We start from the raw sequence: 601 nt of genomic DNA, 5'->3' as shown, positions 1-601 counted from the left end.
GAGGGATTATAAAAATGAAAAAGGGATATATATTTATTATTTTAACTGCTATTTTCTATAGTACTGCTGAAGTTGCAGGTAGAATTCTAGCACAAACAGGCAGTATGGATCCATTTCAAGTTATGTTTATTGCTTTTTTAATAGGAGCCATATTGTTATGTCCTCTGGCTATGAAGGATGTTAAAGCTAGAAAACTGAAAATAAAAGCTGACGATTTAAGATATTTTGCCATTTGTGGTATATCGGCAGTTACTGTATCCATGGTATTGCTTCAGTTTGCAGTTACTTACACTAAAGCATCTACTGCAGCAGTTCTGTATTGTTTGAATGCAGTATTTTCAGTACCCTTTGCATATTTCATGCTGAAGGAAAGGGTATCCAAGGCAACTGTTATATCAATGGTGGTGTCTTTAATTGGAGCTGTTGTAATACTGAATCCTTCAGAAATTATAGGAGGACTTGGAAATCCCAGAGATATTATAGGTATGCTTTTTGCACTTGGTTCTGCAGTAAGCTGGTCTTTTTATACTGTATACAGTAAAAAGAGAGTTGAAATATATGGAGGATATGTTTCCAATTTCTTCGGCTTTTCTTTTGGAGT

Annotated in this window: 1 protein-coding gene; it reads left to right on the top strand. The window is 34.6% G+C overall.

Features of this window, described 5'->3' with window-relative positions; all coding sequences use genetic code 11:
* Positions 1-14: 14 nt before the first annotated feature.
* Positions 15-601: DMT family transporter (locus AB8U03_RS18035; protein WP_369705932.1), on the top strand; the 587-nt coding region annotated here is incomplete at its 3' end.

The organism is Clostridium moutaii (assembly GCF_041205085.1).
Taxonomy (GTDB): Bacteria; Bacillota; Clostridia; order Clostridiales; family Clostridiaceae; genus Clostridium_B; species Clostridium_B moutaii.
This window is presented reverse-complemented; position numbering and strand designations above follow the sequence as displayed.